The 19,793-nt window shown below is 72.3% G+C and carries 20 protein-coding genes; 8 read left to right on the top strand and 12 right to left on the bottom strand.

Going from position 1 to position 19,793, the window contains the following annotated elements; genetic code table 11:
• Positions 1-65 precede the first annotated feature (65 nt).
• Together SM573_RS05070 and SM573_RS05075 are read right to left on the bottom strand one after the other, a co-directional pair.
• Positions 66-1,130 (bottom strand): sensor histidine kinase, encoded by a 1,065-nt coding sequence (locus SM573_RS05070; RefSeq protein WP_474611819.1) that lies wholly within the window; start codon positions 1,128-1,130, stop codon positions 66-68.
• Positions 1,127-1,792 (bottom strand): response regulator transcription factor, encoded by a 666-nt coding sequence (locus SM573_RS05075; protein WP_474611818.1) that lies wholly within the window; start codon positions 1,790-1,792, stop codon positions 1,127-1,129. Before SM573_RS05075 ends, SM573_RS05070 begins: the two co-directional genes overlap by 4 nt.
• 298 nt (positions 1,793-2,090) lie before the next feature.
• Here SM573_RS05075 and SM573_RS05080 point away from each other — a divergent pair, with 298 nt between their 5' ends.
• The 3 genes from SM573_RS05080 (at position 2,091) to SM573_RS05090 (ending at position 5,372) form a co-directional block, all read left to right on the top strand.
• Positions 2,091-3,368 (top strand): GAF domain-containing protein, encoded by a 1,278-nt coding sequence (locus tag SM573_RS05080; RefSeq protein WP_474611817.1) that lies wholly within the window; start codon positions 2,091-2,093, stop codon positions 3,366-3,368.
• A gap of 46 nt (positions 3,369-3,414) precedes the next feature.
• On the top strand, positions 3,415-4,920 hold the full coding sequence (gene adh, locus SM573_RS05085) for an aldehyde dehydrogenase (protein WP_474611816.1): 1,506 nt from the start codon (positions 3,415-3,417) through the stop codon (positions 4,918-4,920).
• Between the two features lie 92 nt (positions 4,921-5,012).
• Complete coding sequence (locus SM573_RS05090) at positions 5,013-5,372, top strand: DUF779 domain-containing protein (RefSeq protein ID WP_474612060.1); 360 nt, start codon at positions 5,013-5,015, stop codon at positions 5,370-5,372.
• Between the two features lie 115 nt (positions 5,373-5,487).
• Here SM573_RS05090 and SM573_RS05095 read toward each other — a convergent pair whose 3' ends face one another.
• The 9 genes from SM573_RS05095 to SM573_RS05135 form a co-directional block, all read right to left on the bottom strand.
• Positions 5,488-6,270, bottom strand: a complete 783-nt coding sequence (locus tag SM573_RS05095; protein ID WP_474615583.1) for a G5 domain-containing protein — start codon at positions 6,268-6,270, stop codon at positions 5,488-5,490.
• A gap of 186 nt (positions 6,271-6,456) precedes the next feature.
• Entirely contained in the window at positions 6,457-6,807 is a 351-nt protein-coding gene (locus SM573_RS05100) for a hypothetical protein (protein WP_474615584.1), read from the bottom strand.
• Positions 6,808-6,854: 47 nt separating this feature from the next.
• A complete protein-coding gene (speB, locus tag SM573_RS05105; protein ID WP_474615585.1) occupies positions 6,855-7,868 on the bottom strand; it encodes an agmatinase in 1,014 nt (337 codons plus the stop codon).
• The gene (locus tag SM573_RS05110; protein ID WP_474611812.1) at positions 7,865-9,067 is read right to left on the bottom strand and encodes a saccharopine dehydrogenase family protein; all 1,203 of its coding nucleotides are present in this window, start codon (positions 9,065-9,067) and stop codon (positions 7,865-7,867) included. The genes speB and SM573_RS05110 overlap by 4 nt, the downstream gene beginning before the upstream one ends.
• Positions 9,067-10,488 carry an NAD(P)/FAD-dependent oxidoreductase gene (locus tag SM573_RS05115; protein WP_474615586.1) on the bottom strand — a complete coding sequence of 474 codons (1,422 nt, stop codon included), beginning with the start codon at positions 10,486-10,488 and terminating at the stop codon, positions 9,067-9,069. Before SM573_RS05115 ends, SM573_RS05110 begins: the two co-directional genes overlap by 1 nt.
• Positions 10,485-11,330: an ABC transporter permease gene (locus SM573_RS05120; RefSeq protein WP_474615587.1), complete on the bottom strand. Its 846-nt coding sequence runs from the start codon at positions 11,328-11,330 to the stop codon at positions 10,485-10,487. The genes SM573_RS05115 and SM573_RS05120 overlap by 4 nt, the downstream gene beginning before the upstream one ends.
• Positions 11,330-12,241, bottom strand: coding sequence for an ABC transporter permease (locus SM573_RS05125; protein WP_474615588.1), 912 nt, complete (start codon positions 12,239-12,241; stop codon positions 11,330-11,332). Before SM573_RS05125 ends, SM573_RS05120 begins: the two co-directional genes overlap by 1 nt.
• Entirely contained in the window at positions 12,238-13,404 is a 1,167-nt protein-coding gene (locus SM573_RS05130; RefSeq protein ID WP_474611808.1) for an ABC transporter ATP-binding protein, read from the bottom strand. Before SM573_RS05130 ends, SM573_RS05125 begins: the two co-directional genes overlap by 4 nt.
• Positions 13,405-13,412: 8 nt before the next feature.
• Positions 13,413-14,597, bottom strand: a complete 1,185-nt coding sequence (locus SM573_RS05135) for a polyamine ABC transporter substrate-binding protein (protein ID WP_474615589.1) — start codon at positions 14,595-14,597, stop codon at positions 13,413-13,415.
• 209 nt (positions 14,598-14,806) lie between these two features.
• Between SM573_RS05135 and SM573_RS05140 the strand changes: the two genes are divergently transcribed.
• The 4 genes from SM573_RS05140 (at position 14,807) to SM573_RS05155 (ending at position 18,742) form a co-directional block, all read left to right on the top strand.
• Complete coding sequence (locus SM573_RS05140; protein ID WP_474611806.1) at positions 14,807-15,319, top strand: Lrp/AsnC family transcriptional regulator; 513 nt, start codon at positions 14,807-14,809, stop codon at positions 15,317-15,319.
• 190 nt (positions 15,320-15,509) lie between these two features.
• Positions 15,510-16,856: an aspartate aminotransferase family protein gene (locus SM573_RS05145; protein WP_474611805.1), complete on the top strand. Its 1,347-nt coding sequence runs from the start codon at positions 15,510-15,512 to the stop codon at positions 16,854-16,856.
• A gap of 47 nt (positions 16,857-16,903) precedes the next feature.
• Complete coding sequence (locus SM573_RS05150) at positions 16,904-18,280, top strand: NAD(P)/FAD-dependent oxidoreductase (protein WP_474615590.1); 1,377 nt, start codon at positions 16,904-16,906, stop codon at positions 18,278-18,280.
• 105 nt (positions 18,281-18,385) lie between these two features.
• On the top strand, positions 18,386-18,742 hold the full coding sequence (locus tag SM573_RS05155; protein ID WP_474611803.1) for a nitroreductase/quinone reductase family protein: 357 nt from the start codon (positions 18,386-18,388) through the stop codon (positions 18,740-18,742).
• Between the two features lie 32 nt (positions 18,743-18,774).
• On the opposite strand, the gene SM573_RS05160 is transcribed toward SM573_RS05155, so the two are convergent.
• Positions 18,775-19,137: a DUF3499 domain-containing protein gene (locus SM573_RS05160; RefSeq protein ID WP_474611802.1), complete on the bottom strand. Its 363-nt coding sequence runs from the start codon at positions 19,135-19,137 to the stop codon at positions 18,775-18,777.
• A gap of 165 nt (positions 19,138-19,302) precedes the next feature.
• Between SM573_RS05160 and SM573_RS05165 the strand changes: the two genes are divergently transcribed.
• Positions 19,303-19,752 carry a metallopeptidase family protein gene (locus tag SM573_RS05165; RefSeq protein WP_076471216.1) on the top strand — a complete coding sequence of 150 codons (450 nt, stop codon included), beginning with the start codon at positions 19,303-19,305 and terminating at the stop codon, positions 19,750-19,752.
• Positions 19,753-19,793: the final 41 nt, after the last annotated feature.

Genomic DNA, 19,793 nt, shown 5'->3' on the forward strand with positions numbered 1-19,793 from the left:
CAGGCCGGAACCGGGTTCCGGCGACGCGGATCCCTGGGGCGAACGGTCGGGTCTGGTGGGTCGGGTCAGGTCAGGTGCGGGGCGGGCAGCTCCACGTCGACGCGCAGGCCGCCGCCGTCGACGGGTCGGGCGGCGATGATGCCGTCGTGCGCCTGGGTGATCGAGCGAGCGATGGCGAGGCCGAGCCCGGCGCCGCCACTCTGGTTGGTGCGGTCCCGGGCCAGGCGCCGGAAGGGTTCGAAGAGGCCGGCGACCGCCTCGGCCGGGACCACCTGACCGCTGTTGGCGACGCTCAGCGCGGGGGCCCGGCCGACGGTGACGGTGAGCCAGCCGCCGGCACAGTTGTACTTGATCGCGTTCTCCACGAGATTGGTCACCAGGCGCTCCAGCAGCACCCGCTCGCCCATCACGACGCGGGGAGCGAGGTGGTGCTGCACCGTCACGCCGGCCGCCGTGGCGCGGTCCTGGTGCGCGGCCAGCACAGCGCGGGCGATCTCGTCGAGGCGCTGCGGGGTCGAGGAGCGCAGCCCCTGGTCACTCTCGCTGAGCGCGAGCAGCCCCTCGATGAGGCGCTCGTTGCGCTCGTTGGTCTGCAACAGCTGGGCGGTCAGCAGCTCCATCTGGTCGCCGGTGAGCGACTGCGCCATGCCCACCTCGATGAGCGTCCGCTGGACCGCCAGCGGCGTCCGCAGCTCGTGCGAGGCGTTCGCGGCGAACCGCCGCTGCCCCTCGTACCCGGCGGCGATGCGTTCCATCATCTGGTCGATGGCCGAGGAGAGCCGGGCCAGCTCGTCACGGCCGTGACGGCGGATGCGGTAGCCGAGGTTCTGCGGCCCGACGTGCCCGATCGGCTCGGCGAGGTCGCGCACCGGCCGCAGGCACCACTGCGCCGCGCCCCAGAGCGCCGCCAGGGCGGCCAGCACGAGGAGCAGCTCGATGGCCCCCGGGATCGCCGTGTCGAGCTGGCGGGCCGGCTCGCACGCCACGGAGAGCCCGGGCACCGGCAGGCTGCAGATCTCCAGGGCCGGCCGCCAGAGCATGCCCAGCAACCACCTGGTCAGGCCGGGCATGTAGAGCCCGGCGAACAGCGCGACTGCGCCGACCAGGACAACCCGGCGGCGGGGGGTCACTCGGGCCCGCCGATCCGGTAGCCGGCCCGGGGCACCGTGTGGATGATGCCGGGCTGGCCGAGCTTCTTGCGCAGGGTCATCACCGTCACCCGCACCGCGTTGGTGAACGGGTCGGCGAACTCGTCCCACGCCTGTTCCAGCAGGTCCTCCGCGCTGACGACCCGCCCGTTCGCGCGCATCAGCACGTGCAGGACGGCGAACTCCTTGGGGCTGAGGTTGACCTGGCGCCCGTCGCGGCTGACCGTGTGCCGGGCCACGTCGAGCGCCACACCATGCTGCTCCAGCACGGGCGGTACGGCCGGCGCGGACCGCCGCCCGAGGGCCTGCACCCGGGCGACCAGCTCGGCGAAGGCGAACGGCTTGGTCAGGTAGTCGTCGGCGCCGAGGCCGAGGCCCTCCACCCGGTCCCGGATGCCGGCGGCCGCGGTGAGCAGCAGCACCCGGGTGCCGGCGTCGGACCCGGCTAGGCTGCGGCACACCTCGTCGCCGGTGTGTCCGGGCATGTCCCGGTCCAGCACGGCCACGTCGTACCGGTTCACGGCGATCCGCTCCAGCGCACCGTCGCCGTCATAGCAGACGTCGACCGCCATCGAGAAGCGACGCAGCCCCTCGGCGACCGTGTCCGCCAGCAGGCGCTCGTCGTCCGCCACCAGTACCCGCACGCTCTCTTCCCCCGTGGTTCCTCGTTGTCAGGCATACGGTCCCAGCCAGGAGATAAGGGTTCCGTAAGAGCCACCGGGGCCATCCTCCACTCCGGGGGCACAAGGACAAATGGTGTCAAGCCGGAGTGCGCCAGCGAGCGTCGGTCCTGCGCTGTCTGGGCTCTTCGTCCCTGCTCACGCCGCCGCGAAGCAGCGCGGAGTGACCTGAATCACCCCATGGGCCGCCCCGGCGGGCGCTCCGATCGCCCTTGGCGTCCGGCGGTGATGTGGGTCACGATGGGGCGGGAGGAGGTCGCCGGTGGCTGACCCGTGGCTCGCCCTGGAATTCGGCGCCGATCCGGCGGAGCGGATCGCGCAGGTCGCCGCCGCGCACGAGGCGTTCCTCACCGCCGGCACCGCCCCCGACCGCGTCCGCGAGGTCGTACGGCGGTCGTGGGAGCGGTCCGCGCTGGTCGACCCGGAGGCCACCGCCCCGGTCGACCTCGCCGACGACACGCTGGAGAGCTACCGGGCGGCGCACCCCCTGGCCCGGGTGCTGCCGCTCTTCCGCGATTTGCTCGGCGGCATCGCCTTCGACGGCGCGCACCTCATGGCGGTGTGCGACGAGTTCGGGCGGCTGCTCTGGGTGGAAGGCCATCCGGGGGTGCGCCGCAGCGCCGAACGCATGAACTTCGTGCCCGGCGCCCGGTGGGACGAGGCGCACGCCGGCACCAACGCCCCCGGCACCGCCCTCGCCGTCGACCACAGCGTGCAGATCTTCGCCACCGAGCACTTCGTCCGGCCGGTGCAGCGCTGGACGTGCGCCGCCGCCCCGATCCACGACCCGGTCACCGGCCGGCCGCTCGGCGCGATCGACATCACCGGCGGGGACCACCTGGCCACGCCGCAGAGCCTCGCCCTGGTGCGGGCCACCGCGCGCGCCGCCGAGGCGTTCCTGGCCGGCGACGCGCCCGCCGACCCGGCGGTCGTGCACGTCGCCGCGCTGGGCCGTGACGAGGCGGAGGTACGCGTCGGCGGTCGGCGCATCCGCCTCGGCCGGCGGCACAGCGAACTGCTCGTGCTGCTCTGCGACCACCCCGAGGGGCGCACCGGTGAACAGCTCGGCCTCGACCTCTACGGCGACGACCGGTTGCACCCCGTGACCCTGCGCGCCGAGCTGTCCCGACTGCGCCGGGTGCTCGGCGAGGAGCTGCTCGACTCCCGCCCCTACCGCCTGCGCGGCACCGTACGCGCCGACTTCGGCACCGTCACCGAGCTGCTCGAACGCGGCGATCCGGCGGGAGCGCTGCGGGCGTACCGCGGGCCGCTGCTGCCCGCGTCGGACGCGCCGGGAGTGGCCCGGCTGCGCCGCCTCGTCGACGGGCAGCTCCGCGCGGCCGTCCTGGCCGCCGCGGACCCGGCGCTGCTGGCGGCCTGGACGGCGACGCCCGCCGGCGCCGACGACCTCACCGCGTGGCAGGCGCTGGCGCGGGCGTTGCCGCCGGGGGCGCCCCGCCGGCCCCTCGCCCTCGCCCGGGCCCGCCAGCTCGCCGAGGAGTACGAGCTGCCGCGCGCAACGTCCCTGCAACGTCGCTGACACTAACGTCCCCGCCGTCCACCCGTGACGGACGGCGGAGGTACCCATGACGCGCTACGACGCCCCCACCCACTGGCAGTCCCGCTACGACCACTTCATCGGCGGCGAGTACGTGAAGCCGCACGGCGGCCGGTACTTCGAGAACCCCACCCCGGTGACCGGGCAGACCTTCTGCGAGGTGGCCCGGGGCACCGCCGAGGACGTGGAGAAGGCCCTCGACGCCGCGCACGGCGCCGCCGACGCCTGGGGCCGCACGTCCGTGGCCGAGCGGGCCCGCATCCTCAACCGGATTGCCGACCGGATGGAGGAGAACCTCGAATCCCTCGCGATCGCCGAGACCTGGGAGAACGGCAAGCCGATCCGCGAGACGCTGGCCGCCGACATCCCCCTGGCCATCGACCATTTCCGGTACTTCGCCGGGGCGATCCGCGCCCAGGAGGGCTCCCTCGGCGAGATCGACGACGACACCGTCGCGTACCACTTCCACGAGCCGCTCGGCGTCGTCGGCCAGATCATCCCGTGGAACTTCCCGCTGCTCATGGCCACCTGGAAACTCGCCCCGGCCCTCGCCGCCGGCAACGCGGTGGTGCTCAAGCCCGCCGAGCAGACACCCGCGTCGATCCACTACTGGCTGTCGCTCGTGGCCGACCTGTTGCCGCCCGGCGTCGTCAACGTGGTCAACGGGTTCGGTGTCGAGGCCGGCAAGCCGCTCGCCTCCTCGCCGCGGGTGGCCAAGGTCGCGTTCACCGGCGAGACCACCACCGGGCGGCTGATCATGCAGTACGCCAGCGAGAACATCAAGCCCGTCACCCTGGAGCTGGGCGGCAAGAGCCCGAACATCTTCTTCGACGACGTGAGCGCCGCCCGCGACGACTTCTTCGACAAGGCGCTCGAAGGCTTCACCATGTTCGCCCTCAACCAGGGCGAGGTCTGCACCTGCCCGTCCCGGGCGCTGATCCAGCAGGGCCACTACAGCGACTTCCTCGCCGCCGCCGTGGAGCGGACGAAGGCGGTGCGGCAGGGGCACCCGCTCGACACGGACACGATGATCGGGGCGCAGGCGTCCAACGACCAGCTGGAGAAGATCCTGTCGTACCTGGACATCGGCCGGCAGGAGGGGGCGCGGGTGCTGGCCGGTGGGGCGCGGGCCGACCTCGGCGGCGAGCTCTCCGGCGGGTACTACGTCGAGCCGACCATCTTCGAGGGCGACAACTCCATGCGGATCTTCCAGGAGGAGATCTTCGGCCCGGTCGTCTCGGTGACCTCGTTCGCCGACCTCGACGACGCCGTGAAGATCGCCAACGACACCCTGTACGGCTTGGGCGCCGGCGTGTGGACGCGGGACATGAACACCGCCTACCGGGCTGGCCGCTCGATCCAGGCCGGTCGGGTGTGGACGAACTGCTACCACGCGTACCCGGCGCACGCGGCGTTCGGCGGCTACAAGCAGTCCGGGATCGGCCGGGAGAACCACAAGATGATGCTGGAGCACTACCAGCAGACCAAGAACCTGCTGGTCAGCTACTCCCCGAAGAAGCTCGGCTTCTTCTGATGGGCACCGATCCGTCGGGCGCCGCGGTTCCCGGTACGCCGGGCGCCGCGGCGCCGCCCTCCCCGGCCCCGCTCCCCCGCGCTCCGTCCGGGATCTCGCTTCCCCCCGCGCCGGACCCCGTGTCGCTGACGCCGGCCGCGGCGGAGCTGATCCGGACCCTGCGGGAGCAGCACGGGCCGCTGATGTTCCACCAGTCCGGCGGCTGCTGCGACGGCAGCGCCCCGATGTGCTACCCGGCGGGCGAGTTCCGGACGGGCGGTTCGGACGTGCTGCTCGCGTCGCTCGTGGTCGACGGCGTACCGGAGCCGGTGCAGTTCTGGATGTCCCGCTCCCAGTGGGAGCTGTGGAAGCACACGAGGCTCACCGTCGACGTGGTGCCCGGGCGGGGCAGTGGCTTCTCCCTGGAAGCCCCGGAGGGCGTCCGTTTCCTGATCCGCTCCCACCTGGCCTGACCCCCACTCTCCCCCTCTACCCCGTCGATCATGCAGTTGTGGCACCTCACGAAAGGCGTGAATCGGCACGAAGCCTGGCACCACGACTGCATGATCGACGCGAGAAGGGGAGGGGTTAGTCGTCGCAGCCGTAGCCGTCGTTGTCGCGGTCCAGGTCGTAGATGTCGGTGCCGATGACTTTCACCGGGCCGGTCACGTACCTGGGGCCGTTGCCTCCGCCGCCGGCGCAGTCGACGTCGCTGGCCACCGGGACGCACCCGCCGTAGTTGGGGTCACAGGTCGGGGCGGCCTTCGTCCCCACCGCGACGACCTCGGTGACCGGCTGCTTCGTGACCACGGATCTCACGAGCTTCTTGCCCGTCTGCACGCCGTTGGTCAGGGTCACCTGGTAGGTCAGGGTCCGCACGCCGTTGACACCCTTGGTCCGGGTGACCCGCCTGCCCTCGGCCAGATTCGGGTCCTTCACCGTACGCCGACCGTGCTTGATGGTGGCCGTCTCGGTGACCGTACGCGTCTGCACCCTCGGGCTGGGCCTGGCGGCGGGCGACGGCGGGGTGGACGTGCCGGCGGGGGACGGAGTCGCGGCGGGGGTGGTCGGTGGCGGAGTCGCCGCCGTCGACGGCTCCGTGGGAACGCTCGCCGGGATCTCCGGCTCGGCGGCGGCGACGGCCTGGCCCGGCTTGGCCGGAGCACCCGACGACGGGCTGGGCTGCGGGTCTCCGAAGACGGCGGCGACGACCGTGGTGCCTCCACAGCAGAACAGCACGAACGACAGCGCTCCGGCGCCGACGATCGTCAGGGCGCGCTGAGCGGGGCTGAGCCGGCTGAACCAGCTCCTGCGGGGCGGCGGCACGAACGCGCCCGGCGGCGGCGAGAACGGTGGCGGTTGATGTGTCACGCCGCGAGTCTCGCGGCACTCGACCGTGTGGCAGATCCCCTTACCTGCCTGATCGCCCGCGACGACCGTCGGCGGCGGCGTCGACGCGGGCACAGATCGACACTGAAAGTAGTTGTTGTGTCAACCACCGGTGCCGCCGAGGAGCCGATCGGCCACTGAGGAACCGGACTCGCGGTGGAGTCGCGGCTAGCGCAGAGTGACCGCGGCGAGGCCCCCGGCCAGCAGGAGCACGGGCAGGGCCGACAGCGTGCCGGCGACCGCCGGGGACCGGAGCCGGCCACGCCGTACGGTGAGCCAGAGCAACACGAGGCTGGCCAGCGTCGCCGCGAACAGCGCCGGAACCAGTGTGTAGAGACCGAAGAGCAGCCACCGCTCCCGCTCCGAGGCGCACTCGTCGCCGCAGCCCTGGGGCACGGCGTCGGAGAGCAGCGCCAGCCCGCCCGCGAAGACCACGACCACGGCGACGTACCACGCCAGCGTGACCAGGATGGTGGCCCGCGGATCGGGTCGGCGGGGATCGACAGGAGTCGCAGCCATGCGCCGATTATGGCCGCGCGCCACGGCCGACACGGGCCCGGCCGGGCTCAGCGGCCGTCGAGGAGGGGCTGGTGGGGGTTCCAGGCAGGGCCGCCGGCGGCGTCGCGGCGGCGACGGGCGATCGCCGACAGGGCTTCCAGCACCACCCGGTTGCCGAGGTACGCCGTGATGTCCGCGTGGTCGTACGGCGGCGCGACCTCGACCACGTCCACCCCCACGATCGGCAGCTCGTAGCAGCAGCGGCGGACCGCGTCGAGCAGTTGCCGGGAGGTGAGCCCGCCAGGTTCCGCGGTGCCGGTGCCCGGCGCCATGCCCGGGTCGACCACGTCCACGTCGACGGAGAGGAAGACGCCCTCGCACTCGTCCACCGCGATCTCGAACGCCTCGGCGAGGCAGGTGTCCAGCCCGCGCGCCACCAGCTCGGTCATCTCGTACGAGCGCATCCGCTGCGCGGCCATCCAGGCGAGGGTCGACGGCCCCGGCCAGTAGCCGCGCAGTCCGATCTGGAGGAACCGGTCGCCCCGGACGGCCCCCGACTCGATCAGCCGCCGCATCGGCTGGCCGTGGCCGTACAGGCTGCCGAACTCGACGTCGCCGGTGTCGGCGTGCGCGTCGAAGTGCACCAGCGACACCCGCCCGAGACCGTGGTGGCGGGCCACCCCGGTAGCGTCGGGCAGGGCGATGGAGTGGTCGCCGCCGAGCACGATCGGGACGGCCCCCGCCGCGGCGACCACGTGGACGGCGCTCTCCAGCGCCGTCAGCGACCGCTCGATGTCGCCCGCGAACATCTCCACGTCACCGGCGTCGTACACCCGCAGGTCGCGCAACGCGTCCACACGCAGGGCGAGGGACGGGCGGGAGCCGTCGTGCGGCAGGTAGCAGGCCTGCCGGATGGCGGACGGGCCGAAGCGGGTGCCCGGCCGGTGCGAGGTGCCTCCGTCGAAGGGCGCGCCGACGATCACCACGTCGGCGTCGGCGAAGGACGCCGGGTCGGTCAGGTCGCACGCGGGCACGCCGAGGAAGGTCAGGTCGGGCCCGTACATGGCGCCGTAGCGGCTCATCGCTCCTCCATGCCCCAGGGCGAGCCGTAGTCGGTCAGCAGGTCGAGGAAGGGCCGCGGGGGCAGCGCCTCCGGGCCGAGCACCCCGGTGCCGGCCCACGTTCCCGAGGCGAGCAGCTCCAGCGCGACCACCGGGTTGACGGCGGTCTGCCAGACCACCGCCTGGTGGCCGTACTCCCGCATCGACCACTCGTTGTCGACCACGTGGTGGAGGTAGACCCGCCGCGGCCGGCCGTCGACCCCCGTGCCGGTCACGTACGTACCGGCACAGGTCTTGCCGCGCATCCGGTGGCCGAGGGTGGCCGGGTCGGGCAGGCAGGCGGCCACCACGTCCCGGGGCGACACCGACACGTCGCCGACGCGCACCGGGGAGGTGGCATCCAGGCCCAGCTTGTGCAGGGTCTTGAGCACCCCGATGAACTCGTCGCCGAGGCCGTACTTGAAGCTCACCCGCTTCGCCGGCACCCAGCGCGGGATGAGGAGCACCTCCTCGTGCTCCACGTTGACGCACTCGACCGGGCCGATGCCGGCGGGGAAGTCGAAGACCTCGGGCTCGGAGAACGGCGGCGTGGTGTACCAGCCGCGGCCGGACTCCCAGACCACCGGCGGGTTGAGACACTCCTCGATCGTCGTCCAGATGGAGAACGACGGAGCGAAGTCGTAGCCGTCGACGGTCAGGTTCGCCCCGTCGCGTACGCCGATCTCGTCGATCTCGGCGAAGAGCTCGTCGGCGGCGTACCGGGCGAACACGTCGGACAGACCGGGCTCGACACCGATGCCGCAGAGCGCCAGCCGGCCCGCCCCGGCCCACTGGTCGGCGCGCGCGAACTGTTCGTCGCCGAGCTTGACCCCGGTGCGCTCGTAGGGGTGCGACGGGTGCGGCCGGGACAGTGACATCGCCATGTCGAGGTAGTCCGCGCCGGCCGCGAACGCGCCGTCGAAGATCGGCATCACGAACCGCGGGTCGACCGCGTTCAGCACGTGCGTGATCCGGTGCGCCCGGCAGAGCGCGGCGACCTCCGCCGCCGACGAGGCGTCCACCCGGGCGGCCGTGAACCGGTCGTCGCGCCCGGCGACGGCCCGCGTCGCCCGGTCGACGTCGTGGTCGGCCACCACGAGGGCGTCGAAGAAGGTACGGCGGGCCGCGATGGCGACGGCGGCGGAGCCGACGCCACCGGCGCCGACGAGGAGGATACGCATCAGGAATCGAACCCCAGACCGAGACGATCGAGCGTACGGAGCCAGACGTTGCGCCGGCCCTGCCGCGCGTCGGCGCGCGCCAGGGACCAGCGGGTGAGGTTGATGCCGGCCGCCCGGAAGGGCTCCGGCGGGAACGGCAGCGGTGTGGTGCGGACGAGGTCGAGCCGGGTCAGCGGGGTGTCCGCGCCGGCGAGGAGGTCGAGCATCACCCGGGCACCGAACCGGGTGGCTCCGACGCCCAGCCCCGTGTACCCGGCCGCGTACGCGAGGCGCCCCTCGTACGCGGTGCCGAAGAAGGGGCAGAACCGGGTGCAGGTGTCGATGACCCCCGCCCAGCGGTGACTGAAGCGCAGGCCGTCGAGCTGCGGGAAGGTGGTGAAGAAGTGCCCCGCCAGCGTGCAGAAGGTGTCCCACCGCTGCTCCAGCGAGGGGGCCACGCGGTTGCCGTAGTGGTAGACGGCGTCGTATCCGCCGAACAGGATCCGGTTGTCGGCGGTGATCCGGTAGTAGTGGAACTGGTTACCGGTGTCCGCGAGGCCCTGCCGGTTCGCCCAGCCGATCGACCGGCGCTCGTCGTCCCCGAGCGGCTCGGTCATGAGCGCGTAGTCGTAGACCGGCACCACCCACGCGCGCAGCCGGCGCAGCAGCGGCGGGAACGCGTTGGTGGCGAGCACGACCTGGCGTGCCCGCACCGACCCGGGTTCCCGGTCGGGGCCGCCCACCGTCGTGGCCCGCAGCGCCGCGCCGTCGCGGCCCAGCCCTGCGACCCGGGTGTGCTCGACGATCCGCACCCCGAGGCCCAGGCAGGCCCGGCGCAGCCCCCAGGCCAGCTTCGCCGGGTCGACCATGGCCACCCGGTCCCGGTCCCACATCCCGCCGAGGTACGTCGGGGAGTTCACCTCGGCGCGCACCTCGTCGGCGTCGAGCAGCCGCACGTCGTGGCCGTACCGGCGGGCCAGCTCGGCGTCCTCGGCGAGCCCGTCGAGCTGGTACGGCTCGACCGCCACGGCCAGCTCCCCGGTGCGCTCGAAGTCGCAGTCGATGCCGTACTCGGCGACGGTCGCGGCGATCGCGTCCAGGTTCTCCCGGCCCAGCCGCTCCAGCACGTCGATCTCGCCCGGGAACCGCTCGGCGCCGTTGGCGAACCCGTGGGTGAGCGAGGCGGCGCAGAACCCGCCGTTGCGCCCGGAGGCGGCCCAGCCGCAGGTGCCGGCCTCGACCAGCAACACGTCCCGACCGGGGTCGTCGCGCTTGGCGAGCAGGGCGGCCCACAACCCGCTGTACCCGCCGCCGATCACCAGCAGGTCGGTGGAGTCGGCCCCGGACAGCGGCGGCAGCGGGTCCGGGCGCTCCGGACGGTCCAGCCAGTACGGCACCGGCGCCGCGTCGGTCAGGGTGCGGCCGGCCTGCCGGGGGTTCATGACACCCGCCGTGCCGCTCGGGTGTCGGGCGGGCCGACCGGCAGCGCGGCCCGCCGTGCCCGGCGTCCGCGCAGCGTGCTGGCGAGCACCAGCAGCAGCGCGACGAGGAACATCGCGGTGCCGATCACGTTGACCTGCGGCGGGATGCCGCGCTGGGCGGCGCCCCAGACGTACATCGGGAACGTGACGGTGGTGCCGGCGTTGAAGTTCGTGATGATGAAGTCGTCGAAGCTCAACGAGAAGGCGAGCAGCGCGGCGGCCACGATGCCGGGCAGCACCAGCGGCAGGGTGATCCGCCGGAACGTCTGCCACTCGCTGGCGTAGAGGTCCATGGCGGCCTCCTCCAGGCGGGAGTCCATACCGGCGAGCCTCGCCTTGACGGTGACCACCACGAACGAGACGCAGAACATGACGTGCGCGATGACGATCGTCCAGAAGCCCTGCGGCACCCCGGCGGCGACGAAGAGGGCGAGCAGCGAGGTGCCCATCACGAGTTCGGGGGTGGCCATCGGCAGGAAGATCAGCACGTTGATCCCGGCCCGGCCGCGGAGCCGGTGCCGGACCAGGGCGAACGCCATCAGCGTGCCGAGCACCGTGGACACCGCCGTGGCGAGGAAACCGATCTGCACGCTGCGCACCACGGCGTCGCACATGTCGGAGGTGGCGCACGGGTTGCGCCAGTTGTCCAGCGTGAACTCGTGGAAGTCGTAGGAGAGCCGGCTGGTGGGGCGGTTGAACGACAGCGCGGCCACCACCACGATCGGCAGCGACAGGTAGCCGAGCACCAGCAGCGCCACGCCCAGCACCCACCGGTCGGCGACCCAGCGCCAGAACCGCGCCATCAGAGCACCTCCTCCGTGCCGCTGCGCCGCAGGTAGACGAAGACCACCGCGAGGATCGCCGCCATCAGCAGGAACGACAGCGCGGCACCCTGCGGGTAGTCGAGCCGGACCAGGAACGCCGAGTCGATGACGTTGCCGATCATGTACTCGTTCGGGGTGCCGAGCAGCTCGGCGTTGATGTAGTCGCCGCTCGCCGGGATGAAGAAGAGCAGCGTGCCGGCGACCAGGCCGGGCATCGACAGGGGCAGGGTCACCGTGCGGAACGCCCGGACGGGGCTCGCGTACAGGTCGCTCGCCGCCTCCAGCAGCCGGGAGTCCAGCCGCTCCAGGCTCGCGTAGAGCGGCAGCACGAGGAACGGCAGGAAGTTGTACGTCAGGCCGAGCACCACCGCGATCGGCGTGGCCAACAGCCGCCCGTCGGGGCCGAGGAGGTGGACGTCGCGCAGCAACCCGACCACCCAGCCGTTGTCCGACAGGATCGTCTTCCACGCCAGGGTGCGGACCAGGAAGCTGGTGAACATCGGCGCGACCACGCACACCAGCAGCAGGTTCTTCCAACGACCGGCCTTCTGCGCGATCGCGTACGCCAGCGGGTAACCCATCAGCAGCGCCAGCACCAGCGCCGCCGCGGCGTAGCCGAACGAGCGCAGGAACTGCGGCCAGTACGCCGCCAGCGCGTCCGGGTAGTTGCCGAATTCCCACGTCAGCGCGTACCCGGTGGCGAGGGAGCCGGCGGGGTCGTAGAGGCTGGCCGCGGCGAGCTGCACGAGCGGCAGGGCGAAGAACAGCAGCAGCCAGGCCCCGCCGGGCAGCAGGAGCAGGTACGGCAGGAGCCGGTGCCGCCCCCGTCGTGCGGCCGGTGCCGGGGTGGCCGACGGTGTGCCGGTCGGTACGTGGGCGAGGGCTGTCACGAGGACGCCCCGACCGGCTCGTCGAGCGGCGCCGTGGCCGGTTGCGGCTCGCCGGGATCGCGGGCCAGCAGGAAGCTGTGCCGGGGATCCCAGTGGGCCACCGCCTCGGTGCCGACCGCCAGGCGTTCGGTGCTGCCGCTGTTGGCCGCGAAGACCGACAGCTCGCTCCCCCAGGCGGTACGCAGCAGGTACTGGGTGCTGACCCCGACGTACGAGGCGTCGGTGATCACTCCGGCCAGGTGCTGGTGGCCGGCGGGAACCTGGTCGGCGGAGCCGATCAGGTGCAGCTTCTCCGGGCGTACGCCCAGGTGGACCGGCCCCCGGTCGGCCCGCGCCCGGCCGGCGGGCACCGAGTAGCGGGCGCCGTACGCCGTGACCGGCACCTCTCCCCCGGTGGCGCCGGCGGCCTCCCCGGCCAGCAGGTTGGACTGGCCGAGGAAGTTCGCCACGAACGCGGTGGCCGGGAACTCGTAGATGTCGGCCGGGGCGCCGAGCTGCTCGATCCGGCCGGCGTTCATCACCGCGACCGTGTCGGCCATCGTCATGGCCTCCTCCTGGTCGTGGGTGACGTGCACGAAGGTGATGCCGACCTCGGTCTGGATGCGCTTGAGTTCGATCTGCATCTGCCGCCGCAGCTTGAGGTCCAGCGCGCCGAGCGGCTCGTCGAGCAGCAGCACCTGCGGGTGGTTGATGAGCGCCCGGGCCAGCGCGACCCGCTGCTGCTGGCCGCCGGAGAGCTGGGCGGGCCGGCGCGGGCCGTAGCCGTCGAGCTGCACCAGCGCCAGCATCCGCTGGACCTGCTCGTCGACCTTGCGGATACCGCGCCGGCGCAGCCCGAACGCCACGTTCTCGTAGATGTCCAGGTGCGGGAAGAGGGCGTAGCTCTGGAACACCGTGTTCACCGGCCGCTTGTACGGCCGCAGCCGGGCGATGTCCCGTTCTCCGAGGAGCACCTGCCCGCTGGTCGGCTCCTCCAGCCCGGCGATCATCCGGAGGGTGGTGGTCTTGCCGCACCCGGACGCCCCGAGCAGGGCGAAGAACGAGCCCTGTGGGATGGTCAGGTCGAGCTCGTCGACCGCGGTGAAGATGCCGAACCGCTTGGTGAGGTTGGCCAGTCGCAGGTCGCCGGCCGGGGTGTCGCGTCCCACTGTCGTCCCGCCCATCTTGCTCGTCAGGCCCCGATGACCTGCTGGAACTTGCCTTCGTACTCGCGCTCCTGCTGTTCGTCCAGAGCCATGAAGACCTTGGCCTTCGCGAGCATCGCGTCGTCGGGGAAGATCAACGGGTTGGCGGCCAGCTCCGGGTCGATCTTCTCCATCTCGGCCTGGGCGCCCTGCACCGGGCAGATGTAGTTCACGTATGCGGCCAGCTTCGCGGCCACCGCCGGCTCGTAGTAGTAGTTCATGAGCTGCTCGGCGTTGCCCTTGTGGCTGGCCTTGTTCGGCACCAGCATGTTGTCCGACCAGAGCATCACGCCGGACTCGGGCACCACGAACTTGACGTTCTCGTCCTCGAAGCCCAGCTGGATGACGTCGCCGGACCAGCCGATGCACGCGGCGATGTCCCCCTTGGCCAGGTCGGGCGCGTAGTCGTTGCCGGTGAACTTGCGGATCTGGCCGGAGTCGACGGCCTTCTTCAGCGTGTTGAGCGCGTCGTCGAACTGTGCCGCCGTGAAGTTCGCCGGGTCGTGGCCGTTCGACTGGAGCAGCAGCCCCATGGTGTCGCGCATCTCGGACAGCGCCGTCACCTTGCCCTTCAGGTCGGGGCGGGTGAGCAGCTCGTCGACCGTCCGCAGCTCCTTGGTGACCTTGCCGTTGTACGCGATGCCGGCGAGCCCGGACTGCCACGGCACGGCGAGCTGGTTCTCCTTGTCGAAGGAGCGCCCGCGCAGCGACGGCAGCAGGTTCGCCTGGACGTTGGGAATCTTGGCCGGGTCGAGCTTCTGGATCCAGCCGAGGCGGATCATCCGCGCGGCCATCCAGTCGGTGACCACCACGATGTCCCGGTCGGTGGGCTGGCAGGCGGCCAACTGGTTCTGCACCTTGCCGAAGAACTCGTTGTTGTCGTTGATGTCCTCGGTGTACGTCACCTGGACGCCGCTGCTGGCGATGAACGCGTCGAGGGTGGGCCGCTTCGACTCGTCCGCCTCGTCGACGTCCATGTACTGGGGCCAGTTCGAGAACGCGAGCTTCTTCTCGGTGCCGGAGAGATCCTCGCTGACGCAGCCGGCCTCGGTCTGCTGTGCGCCTTTCGTACCGCAGCCGGTCAGCGCGCCGCCCGCGGCGAGCAGGGCGGCCGAGCCGAGGGCGCCGGTGAGCAGCCCGCGCCGGGAGACGGGCCGGAAGGGAGTGCGCATGAGACGACTCCTTAGGGGGGTCATCGTCGGCGGCGGGGACGGGGGTGGCGACGCCGGCGGGAGGGTCATGTGCGATTGACGACTGATCCTGGCATGGGGTGACCTTCCTTACAAGGGATTCCGTTGCGGGATTAGCTCTGGACGACGAAATACGCCACACTGCCCGAGGCATTAGGCTCACAGCGCGGATTGGACATGGGGAGCGGTCGATGACGAACCGGCAGCAGGAGAACGGCAATGGCGGGCGCCGGCTCACCGTGCGTGAGGGCGCGACTCACGCACTGCTCGACGACGTGGCCAAGCAGATCATCGAACAGCTCCAGGAGGACGGGCGCCGGCCGTACGCCACCATCGGAAAGGCGGTCGGCCTCTCCGAGGCGGCCGTGCGGCAGCGCGTGCAGCGGCTGCTCGACGCCGGGGTGATGCAGATCGTGGCCGTCACCGATCCGCTCCAGCTCGGCTTCCCGCGGCAGGCGATGATCGGCCTGCGGACCGACGGCGACCTGGAGGCGGTGGCCGACCGCCTCGCCGAGCTGGAGGAGGTCGACTACGTGGTGATCACCGCCGGCTCGTTCGACCTGCTCACCGAGGTGGTCTGCCGCAACGACGACCACCTGCTGGAGATCCTGCAACGGCTGCGGGCCGTCGAGGGCGTGCTCTCCACCGAGGCGTTCGTCTACCTCAAGCTGCGCAAGCAGACTTACACCTGGGGTACGGCCTGAGCCCGGTTCGCCGCCGCCACCATCGCTGATACGGAATCCGTCGCCTTCCACACAGCAGCTCGCAGAATCCGTCGCGAAATCGACCAAGCGCCACCGATACCACTTGCCATGGCGGCTACGGCTGTGCGATAACCGTGGGCAGAGCGGCCGGTACGACCCCCCGACCGGCCCGAGACCCGATGGGGCTGACATGGCCAACGCCACCGACCACCTCTGGATGCACTTCACCCGGATGGCGAGCTACTCCGCCGGCGAGGTGCCGACCATCGTGCGCGGCGAGGGTGCGTACGTCTGGGACACCCGGGGCCGCCGCTACCTGGACGGGCTCGCGGGCCTCTTCGTCGTCAACGCCGGCCACGGCCGCACCGAACTGGCCGAGGCCGCCGCCAAGCAGTCGGCGGAGTTGGCCTACTTCCCGCTCTGGTCGTACGCCCATCCGAAGGCGGTCGAGCTGGCGGAGCGGATCTCCTCGCTCACCCCGGGCGACCTGAACCGGGTCTTCTTCACCACGGGCGGGTCCGAGGCGGTCGAGGCGGCCTGGAAACTGGCCCGCGCCTACTTCAAGCGCGTCGGCAAGCCGACCAAGCACAAGGTGGTCAGCCGCTACATCGCCTACCACGGCACCTCCATGGGCGCCCTGTCGATCACCGGCCTGCCCGGCATCAAGACGGACTTCGAGCCGCTGGTGCCCGGCGGCATCAAGGTGCCGAACACCAACTTCTACCGGGCGCCGGAGCACGGCGACGACGCGGAGGCGTTCGGCCGCTGGGCCGCCGACGAGATCGGCCGGGCGATCGAGCGGGAAGGGCCGGACACGGTGGCGGCGGTCTTCCTGGAGCCCGTGCAGAACTCCGGCGGCTGCTTCCCGCCCCCGCCCGGGTACTTCGCACGGGTGCGGGAGATCTGCGACGCGTACGACGTGCTCCTCGTCTCCGACGAGGTGATCTGCTCCTGGGGCCGGCTGGGCGAGTACTTCGGCGCCGTCCGCTACGGCTACCAGCCGGACATCATCACCACCGCCAAGGGCATCACCTCCGGCTACGCCCCGCTCGGGGCGATGATCGCCAGCGACCGGCTCATGGAGCCGTTCCTCACCGAGACCGGCATGTTCGCCCACGGGGTGACCTTCGGCGGCCACCCAGTCTCCTGCGCGGTCGCCCTGGCCAACCTCGAGGTCTTCGCCCGCGAGGACCTGACGGGGCACGTACGCGCGAACGAGGGGGCCTTCCGCGCCACCCTGGAGAAGCTGAACGACCTGCCGATCGTCGGTGACGTACGCGGCGACGGCTACTTCTACGGCATCGAGCTCGTCAAGGACAAGACGACCCGGGAGACGTTCGACGAGGCGGAGTCGGAGCGGCTGCTGCGCGGCTTCCTCTCCAGCGCGCTCTTCGAGGCCGGCCTCTACTGCCGGGCGGACGACCGGGGCGACCCGGTGGTGCAGCTCGCCCCGCCGCTGATCGCCGGTCAGGAGCAGTTCGACGAGATCGAGCAGATCCTGCGCGGCGTGCTCACCGAGGCGTGGCAGCGACTCTGAGCGGCGGCGGGACGGGGTCGAGCCACGAGCCGGCGGGTGCGGTGGCGATGAGCTACCGAGATCTCTCCTACTGGATGTCCACCGTGGACGGGTCGCTGGCACGGCGTCCCGCGCTGCCCGGCGACTCCGACGCGGACGTGGCGATCGTCGGGGCCGGCTACACCGGGCTGTGGACGGCCTACTACCTGGCCCGCGCCGATCCGGCGCTGCGGATCGTCGTGCTGGAGCGGGAGATCGCCGGCTACGGAGCGTCCGGACGCAACGGCGGCTGGTGCTCCGCCCTCTTCCCCACCTCGCTCACCGGCCTGGCCCGGCGGCACGGCCGGGACGCCGCGATCGCCATGCAGCGGGCCATGCAGGAGACGGTGCGCGAGGTGGGTCGGGTCGTCGCGGCCGAGGGGATCGACTGCGACTGGGCGGCCGGTGGCACGGTGGTGCTCGCCCGCGGCGACGTCCAGCTCAGCCGGGCCCGCGCCGCGGTCGAGGAGGCACGGGCGTTCGGCTTCGGCCCGGAGGACCTGACGTTGCTCGACGCCGCCGAGGCCGCCGCGCGCTGCGCCGCCGAGGGTGTCCGCGGCGGCACGTACACGCCGCACTGCGCGGCGGTGCATCCCGCGAAGCTGGTCCGAGGGCTGGCGCGGGCGGTGGAGCGGCGCGGAGTGACGATCCACGAGGGGACGCCGGTCGTCGGGGTCCGGCCCGGCGTCGTCTCGACCCCCGGCGGGCGGGTGCGGGCGCCCGTGGTGGTCCGGGCCACCGAGGGCTACACACCGACCCTGCCGGGCCAGCGGCGGGCCGTGGTGCCGGTGTACTCGCTGATGATCGCCACCGAGCCGATCCCCGAGGAGACCTGGGCCCGGATCGGGCTGGCCGAGCGGGAGACCTTCTCGGACCACCGGCACGTGATCATCTACGGGCAGCGCACCGCGGACGGGCGGCTGGCGTTCGGCGGGCGGGGCGCCCCCTACCACTTCGGGTCCCGGGTCCGCGCCGCCTACGACCGGGAACCCGGGGTCTTCGCCGCGTTGCGTCGTACGCTCGGCGACCTCTTCCCGGTGCTCGGGCCGGACGTGCCGGTCACGCACGCGTGGGGCGGTCCGCTCGGAGTGCCCCGGGACTGGTCGCCCTCGGTCGGGCTGGACGGGGCCACCGGGCTCGCCCGGGCCGGCGGCTACGTCGGCGACGGGGTCTCCACCACCAACCTCGCCGGGCGTACGCTCGCCGACCTGATCCGGGGCGTGCCGAGCGACCTCACCAGGCTGCCGTGGGTGGGGCACCGGTCACCGCGCTGGGAGCCGGAGCCGCTGCGCTGGCTCGCGGTGAACGCGGGCCTGCGGGTGATGTTCTCGGCCGACGCGGCGGAGGCGCGCAGCGGCCGCCCGTCGCGGCGTGCCGCGCTGTTCGGTCGCTTCCTCGGCCACTGACCCCGGCGGCCGTCCCCCGGGTGTGCCGGAACCGGCACCGACCCGCCGGCCGGCTGCCTAGCCTGAACAGCAGGGAACGGCTCGGAGCCCGTAACGGAGGCCAGGGTGAGCACTGAGGCGGTCATGGACGCGTTCGCGGACGAGCGCGAGGTCGAGATCACCGTGACCGGGCGGAGGACCGGGCGGCAGATCACGCACCCCGTGTGGTTCGTGCAGGAGGAGCAGAGCATGTTCCTGGTGCCGGTCACCGGCTCGGAGAGCGACTGGTTCAAGAACATCCAGCGGACGCCGGTGATCCGGGTGTCGGCGAACGGCACGGCGGTGAACTCGACCGCCACGCCCATCACCGAGCCGGACCGCGTCGGCCACGTGGTGGCGATGTTCCGGGAGAAGTACGGCGCGGACCAGGTGCGGGACTACTACCCGAGGCACGACGTCGCGGTCCAGGTGCCGCTGGGCTGAGCACCGGGGCCGGCACGGCGCGCTGCCGCCGGTCAGGCGTTCGGCGGGATGACCCGGAGGTGGCCGCGGCGGCCGGTGGGGTTCGTCTGCGGATCCTGGTCGTCGCCCGGCGGGCGCGGAGCCGGGCGGGCGGCCTCACGGACCGCCTCGGCCAGGGCGACCAGGTCGTCGGTGGTCGGGGGCGGGGGCTCGAACTCGCCCTCGTGACGGACCACGTCCCAGCCGCGCGGCGCGGTCAGGTTGCGGGCGTGCGGCTCGCAGAGGTCGTACGTGTGCGGCTCGGCGAAGGCCGCGAGGGGACCCACCACCGCGGTGGACTCGTTGTAGACATAGGTCAGCGTGGCGACCGCTTGCCGGGGGCAGCCGTTACGGGAGCAGCGCCGTGGTGACCTCACGGCGGCAGGGTATCTCCATTACCGGGTCCGGCGCACCGGTTCGCGTTGCGACACGCCCGTCGTGGTGATCACAATTCACCGTGCCGACGCGCCGTCCGGCGTCCGGCGCGCCGCAGTGGTGGCGCTACCGCAGGCCAGGCCGGTGGGCGGGCTACCCTTTGCCTCATGACGAGCCCGGAACACCGCCGCCCCGGCTCCGGCCGGCGCGCCCACCGCGACCGTCACGGGCGCGGCCTGCGCGGACGGCTGGTGCCGGCCACGGTGCCCCTCGCCCGGACCAAGGCGGAGGTCTTCGACGACCTCGTCCTGGACACGGTGGAGACGCTCGAACGGCGGTTCGCCAAGGAGTTGGCCGGCGTCGAGTTCGCGGTGGAGGACGTCCCGCCGGAGCTGAACGTCTACGACTCGGACGTCCTGGAGGACGGCGAGGTGCCGCTGGCCCGCCTGCTGCCCGGCCGGCCAGGCCGGCAGGAGGTGCCGCCCCGGATCGTGCTCTACCGGCGGCCGCTGGAGTTCCGGGCGATGGACCGCGAGGATCTCGCCGACCTGGTGCACGACGTGATCATCGAGCAGGTGGCGAACCTGCTCGGGGTCGACCCGGACGAGCTGGCCTGAGCGGCCCGACACGCGGTGCCGCCGCGTGTCGACACCTGAGC

The organism is Micromonospora xinjiangensis (assembly GCF_056150165.1).